Annotated in this window: 6 protein-coding genes; 5 read left to right on the plus strand and 1 reads right to left on the minus strand. The window is 64.0% G+C overall.

Features of this window, described 5'->3' with window-relative positions; all coding sequences use genetic code 11:
- The first annotated feature begins 39 nt into the window (after positions 1 to 39).
- The 5 genes from ACH4KB_RS37840 to ACH4KB_RS37860 all read left to right on the plus strand — a co-directional run bounded on the left by ACH4KB_RS37840 (position 40) and on the right by ACH4KB_RS37860 (position 4,790).
- Positions 40 to 1,320 (plus strand): tyrosine-type recombinase/integrase, encoded by a 1,281-nt coding sequence (locus tag ACH4KB_RS37840; protein ID WP_398009762.1) that lies wholly within the window; start codon positions 40 to 42, stop codon positions 1,318 to 1,320.
- Between the two features lie 342 nt (positions 1,321 to 1,662).
- Entirely contained in the window at positions 1,663 to 2,661 is a 999-nt protein-coding gene (locus ACH4KB_RS37845; RefSeq protein WP_398009748.1) for a DUF4365 domain-containing protein, read from the plus strand.
- A gap of 99 nt (positions 2,662 to 2,760) precedes the next feature.
- On the plus strand, positions 2,761 to 3,321 hold the full coding sequence (locus ACH4KB_RS37850; protein ID WP_398009749.1) for a hypothetical protein: 561 nt from the start codon (positions 2,761 to 2,763) through the stop codon (positions 3,319 to 3,321).
- Positions 3,322 to 3,438: 117 nt separating this feature from the next.
- Positions 3,439 to 3,891, plus strand: a complete 453-nt coding sequence (locus ACH4KB_RS37855; protein WP_329873292.1) for a GntR family transcriptional regulator — start codon at positions 3,439 to 3,441, stop codon at positions 3,889 to 3,891.
- Positions 3,888 to 4,790, plus strand: coding sequence for a phosphotransferase enzyme family protein (locus tag ACH4KB_RS37860; RefSeq protein WP_398009750.1), 903 nt, complete (start codon positions 3,888 to 3,890; stop codon positions 4,788 to 4,790). The genes ACH4KB_RS37855 and ACH4KB_RS37860 overlap by 4 nt, the downstream gene beginning before the upstream one ends.
- On the opposite strand, the gene ACH4KB_RS37865 is transcribed toward ACH4KB_RS37860, so the two are convergent.
- On the minus strand, positions 4,787 to 6,012 hold a 1,226-nt coding region (locus tag ACH4KB_RS37865; protein WP_398071632.1), incomplete at its 5' end, for a hypothetical protein. The genes ACH4KB_RS37860 and ACH4KB_RS37865 overlap by 4 nt on opposite strands.

Below are 6,012 nucleotides of genomic sequence, written 5' to 3' on the forward strand. Positions count from 1 at the left end.
TCCGGTCTGTCTACCTCGCACCGACCGGAGGAACTGCCAATGGCAGAGGAGAAAAAACGCACACGCCGAGCCAACGGTGAATCGGCCATCTACCTGGGCAAGGACGGACGCTGGCACGGCCGCGTGCCCATGGGCTACAAGGACGACGGAACGCCCTACCGCCGACACCTGACGCGGCCCACGCGCAAGGAGCTGGTGGACGAGGTCCGGCGCCTGGAAAAGCAGCGCGACGAGGGGTCGGCGCGCCAGCCCGGCAAGCCGTGGACGGTCGCGAAGTGGCTTGAGCACTGGGTCGAGAACATCGCCAAGCCGGTCGTGAGTGAGAACACGTACGACGGATACGAGGTGGCGGTCCGGGTGCACCTGGTGCCGGGCATCGGTCGGCACCGCATTGATCGCCTGGAACCCGAGCACCTGGAAAGCCTGTACCGGCGGATGCAGAGCGCCGGCAGCAAGGCAGGCACGGCCCACCAGGCTCACCGCACCGCCCGTACGGCTCTGGGGGAAGCGGTACGGCGTGGCCATGCGGCGAAGAACGCTGCCGCGCTCGCGAAGCCTCCCCGGATGGAAGAGGACGAGACGGAGGTGGAGCCCTACTCGGTCGATGAGGTGCAGAGTCTCCTGCTCGAAGTGAACAAGCGCCGGAACAGTGCCCGCTGGATGCTGGCCTTGGCGCTCGGGTTGCGGCAGGGAGAGACGCTCGGCCTGCGGTGGTCTGACGTGGACCTGGCCAACGAGTACTTGAAGCTTCGCCGGAACCGTTTGCGGCCGAAGTACGAGCACGGGTGCGGCGAAGCTTCGCCCTGCGGGCGGAAGGCTGGCTATTGCCCAGCCCGGGTGCAGGTGCGGCGCGAGACGAAGAACACGAAGTCACGCGCCGGGCGCCGCGCAGTGCCCCTCCCGGGCCCGCTGGTCGTGATGCTCCGCTCCCACCGGGAGGCACAGGCCCGGGAGCGCGCGGCGGCCGGGAACCTGTGGACCGAGTCCGAGTACGTGTTCACCAAGCCGTTGGGCGGGCCGCTCAGTCCGAACACGGACTACCACGACTGGAAGCGGCTGCTGGAAGACGCCGGCGTCCGGGACGGGCGCCTGCACGACGCACGGCACACCGCGGGGACCGTGCTGATGCTGCTCGGGGTCCCGGACCGAGTCATTGACCAGATCATGGGGTGGGAGCCGGGCGGCGCCGCTCGGATGCGAGCGCGGTACCTGCACGTGACCGATCCCATGCTCAAGGAAGCGGCGCGGAAGATCTCGCACGCCATCTGGGGAGCACCGGCAAACCTCGCTGTGGACAAAGACCAGGACAACGAGGCGTAAGGACAACGTCGAAGGGCCCCCTGTTTCCAGGGGGCCCTTCGACATCGTGCCCGGTGAGGCACTGGCGGAGGATACGAGATTCGAACTCGTGAGGGGTTGCCCCCAACACGCTTTCCAACTGTCCGCGTGGCCGTACGGGGGCGTTCGCAGGGGGTCAAATAGCAGGTCAGAGACGGTAAGTGGACGGCAGTGAACGATGGCGGCCGTCAGCGCACTGGACAAAGACCAGGACAACGAACGACCTTTGAGAAGGCCAGGTCAGCGCGTGGTTAGACGGACGCGACCAGCCCGGGTTGTCGGTGCCTGCCGATATCCTGGCGGTCGCTGACTTCAGGGGGGCCAGTGTCAACTGTCCGTGGCAGTCGCAAGATCGAGAGGGCGGGCGTCAACGCCCTTCGCACCCTTCTTGAGGAACACGATCACCTCGTGCAGGAGATCGACGGAGGGAACGATCATGGCGAGGACATGATCGTTAACTTCACGCGCGGCAGCAAGAGGACGCCTTACTGGATTGCCATTCAAGTGAAGAGTGGCAAGAAGTACAAAAGGGTAAATGGGTACGCGATCCCCATAGATGACCATTTCGACGACTGGCGGCAGAGTCGCATCCCCATCATCGGCGTCGTCTACGACATGAAAAAGAAAGAACTGTTCTGGGTAAACCTTACTGAACAGTTACGGTCCGTAGATGAGAGCCCCGGATGGGTTCAAGTAGCCAACACCTCGCGGCTCAACTCTGACACGATTGACGCCTTCTATGCAGAAGTCGCGGCTTATGCTGGTGATGCCAGGATGCGGATTCGCGCGGCGAGCCAGGAGGATGCGCTAACCGAAGCTGTCCGAGCCAGGCATGGGCTAGACCCTGAGACGGCACCCAACCCGCTATTTGAGGAACTTGCTGACTTTGCGCTTCGGCATGAAGAACGTCTCCGTGTTTTTCGCAAGGATCTGATTCGATCCCTCCCCATTCAAGTTCTAGTTCTCATCATGCTGTGGGAGTGGCCTCGCCAAATTCGCTTCGTTGAGGGGTCCGCAGACTGGGTGAACCCAGTCGTATGGGTGCTCACCCTTTACCACTTCATGCTATTCATGGCGCTTACCATATTCTTCGAGTTCAGAGCAGGGCGAGTCCCTAAGGAGACGGGGAGGTGGCTCTGTATCATTGCGGGCAACTTTCTTTGGATTCCGATAATGGACCCTGACGGAGATGATGGGTGGTGGGGCACATTTTGGATTTATGCAGGATGGCTCGTGCCATCGTTCGGTCTCAAATTCCTGATTATTAGTTTCGTCGGGTTCGCTCGCGACCGCAAGAAAAAGCAGCTCGAAGCTGATATGTGAGCCAATTGTTTCCAGCGTGTGCGTACCCGTTGATTGCGGGCGGTCACGACCGTCCCTCGCAGCGCCGAACGGTCCCGAGAAAAGCGAAGGGGTAAGACTATGTATGACTGCGTGGGATGCGGAAGTCGCCGCCGGGAGGGGCTGTTCTTCGGCGCCGGGAATGAAGCGAAGTGGTGGTGCTCGCGGTGCCAGAGTGCCAGCCAGAAGAAGCTGATCAGCTCTCTCGATGACCGTTCCCGGGACGTCCTCACCCATGATGCCGAAGGTGTGGACTGGCCCTACGGCCCGAACGTCTACGTCCATATGCGAGCGGACCTGCTGAACTGGGCGGACCGGTACGACCTCAGGAGCGGCAGCACAGGGTGTTCGTCTGGACTGCACTGGCTTGACAAGGGCCGTTGCGCCAAGAGGGAGTGCCACAACAGGCCGGGGTTCTACGACCACACGACCACGTGGCTTTCTAGGACCACCGGCAAGCCTGCTCTGGTCTTCAACCAGCCGTACAGGCAGGTCGACCTGGCTGAGATTGGGAAGCTCATCAGCGAGTACCCGTCTCTCACGGCCGAGGTGGGGCCCGAGAGTTGGTACGGCTCAGGAACCTTCGCTGTCTACATCTGGAATGACAGCAACCGCGCCGATGCTGGTCGTCCGCACCGTTAACCGCACATCGAGGGGTTGACCGGATACGAGACCGTCGGTCAGTCGCAGCGTACGTGGCAACCTTGTTGCCGTTAGGTGCCCACCGGGCCACCGCCGAGGTCGAGGAAGGGAGCCCACGTGCCGCAGGGCAGTCCGCGAGGTACGTACCTGGAGGTCTCGGAATCCCTCCGCGAGAAGATCAGGGACGGCGAGATCACTGAAGCGCTGCCGTCCCAGTCGGCACTCGTGAGCGAGTACGGCGTGAGCCGCAGCACCATCGAGCGGGCGCTTGCCGCGCTCAAGGCCGATGGTGTGATCGAGTCGGTACAGGGCGCCGGATGGTTCGTAGTGGGGACCGGCGACCGCCGGCCGTTGGTCGAGCGAGTGACCGACCTGTTGCGCGGCGGGGAGGTGAAGGTGGGCGACCGCTTCCCCACCGAGAAGGAGCTGTGCGAGCGGTTCGGCGCGTCCCGGACCGCCGTGCGCTCTGCCATCGCGCAGATGGAAGGTCAAGGGCTGATCGGCAAGGGCGCAGGGCGAGGGCGGGAAGTCCTCACGCTGCCGACCGGACGGGAGACACAGACCGCATGACGACGACGGAGCGCACGGAGTTCGACGCGGACGCGGCAGAGGCCATCCTGCGCCGGGCATGCGCGGTCGCAGACCTGGAGCCGGACGGCATCGAGATCCTTCGGCTAGGCGACCATGCCGTGTTCCGTGTCGACGGCGGCCGGATCATCTCGCGGGTGGGGCGGGGCGCCGACCGGCTTGCCTCGGTGCGGCAAGAAGTAGCGGTGGCCCGGTGGCTTGCAGAACAGGGATATCCGGCCGCTCGTCTCGTCACGGACGCCGAACAGCCGATCGTGATCGAGGACCACCCGGTCACCTTTTGGCAAGGCCTCGCAGACGGCGACACGTACGCGAGTACGGCGGAAATGGGCGCGCTATTGCGGCGGCTCCATGAACTGGAGTCGCCGCCTTTTTCGCTGCCGCGACTCCAGCCGTTCGAAAAGGTCGCGAGCCGCTTGGAGCGTGCCTCCATTCCGGCGAGTACCCGATCATTCCTGCGTTCGATGGCGAGGGATTTGGAGGTCGAGTATGAGCGCCTCGAATTCTCGCTTCCCTCGGGGCATCTGCACGGTGACTTCAACGTGGGTAACGTTCTGCACGATGCGTCTGGCCATCCGCGCGTAATTGACCTGGACGGGTTTGCTACAGGCCCCCGCGAGTGGGACCTGATGCAAACAGCCATGTATTACGACAGCTTTGGATGGCATACGGAAGCGGAGTATGCGGATTTCGTGGCGGGCTACGGTTTCGACGTGCGCGAATGGGCCGGATACGGCGTGCTCCGGAGCGTGCGAGAACTGCTGATGGTCACGTGGCTCTCGCAGAACGCGGGCGCGAACCCCCGGGCCGCTGACGAGGTCGAGAAGCGGGTGGCAACTCTCCGGTCGGGAGGATCACGCCGAGATTGGGCGCCCTTCTAAGACGTCAAGCCGCATTGCTGCCAAAGTCGGTAGGTCCGCGCTTCTTCCATGAAGGTGCGGAAGTCCACAGCTCCTCGCATCGTAGGGGAAACGCGTTCGCGGAATTCTCGAACGTACTGGACGCAGCGCGCCGACTTCAAACCCTCGCCGAGTTGTAGGGCAGTCTTGGCAATTTCGCAGCCACGCCCAATCTCGCCTTGGTTGATATACGCTTCGGCCTGCACCATCGTCGCGAAGAAGTCGCTTCGATTGTTCAGGCCGTCGCCGAAGATCGATCCCACGCCCCGTTCTGCTGCTTCTGCGGACCGGCCCAAATCTCGGAAGCAATGGCCGATCTCGGCTGCAAGCTCCACGTCATCGAAATAAGCGATGTACGGCGGATCGCTGTCCGGGGTCCGCTGACTGAGCTTGCGCTCTGCCTCTACCAAGGCGAGGTCGCATCCCCGTTCGTCGCCGAGGCGGGCCAGGGCCCGCGCCTCCATCGCGCGGAACTGCGCGGACATCGTGGGGCCCAGCACGCCGGCCGGGCCCGTGTAGGCCGCCCGAGCCAGGGTGGCCGCGTCGTGGTAGCGCCCGAGGAACGTGGCCTGGTGGCTCATCGCGGAAAGGATGCTGCCTCCAAGAAGGCGGTCCCCTGCCGCTTGCGTCATGCGCAACGCCTGGATGAAGTACCGCTGAGCGATGCCGTGAAGGCCACTGTCGTACGACATCCAGCCAGCGAGCAGGAGCGCTTCCGCCGCGGCCGAGTAGAGCTGTTTGCCCACGTCGTCCGAGTACTTGCCGTCCAGCATCGGCCGGACGTCCGTGTGCAGGTACTGGATCAGCGCACGTCGGGCATGGCCGCCGCCGAACTTGCCATCGAGCATGCTGAAGGCGGCGGCAGTGGAGCGGATCATTTCCACGTCCACCATGCCGATCGCGCGGTTGCCCGCGCCCGTCAGCTCACCGTCCGGCGGGGCGACGATCCAGCGCAGGGACGCAGTGTTCCAGGCGGCCGAGTCTGGCTGTGCCCTGACTAGTACCTCAGCCTCAGCCAGGTCGGCACGCCAGAGGTCTGCGACGGTCTTGGTCGCCGCCTCGGCCCTGTCTGCGAACTCAAGTCCGAGGTCAGGCTGTACGGAAGACACGGCCGCGTCACCCATGCCGATGTCGTCCAGGGTGAGCCGGCGCCCGACCTTCTGCCCGATGGCGTCCGCGATGAACTGCGGCATGTTGCCACGCG

This window comes from Streptomyces sp. NPDC017520 (genome assembly GCF_044329855.1).
Taxonomy (GTDB): domain Bacteria; phylum Actinomycetota; class Actinomycetes; order Streptomycetales; family Streptomycetaceae; genus Streptomyces.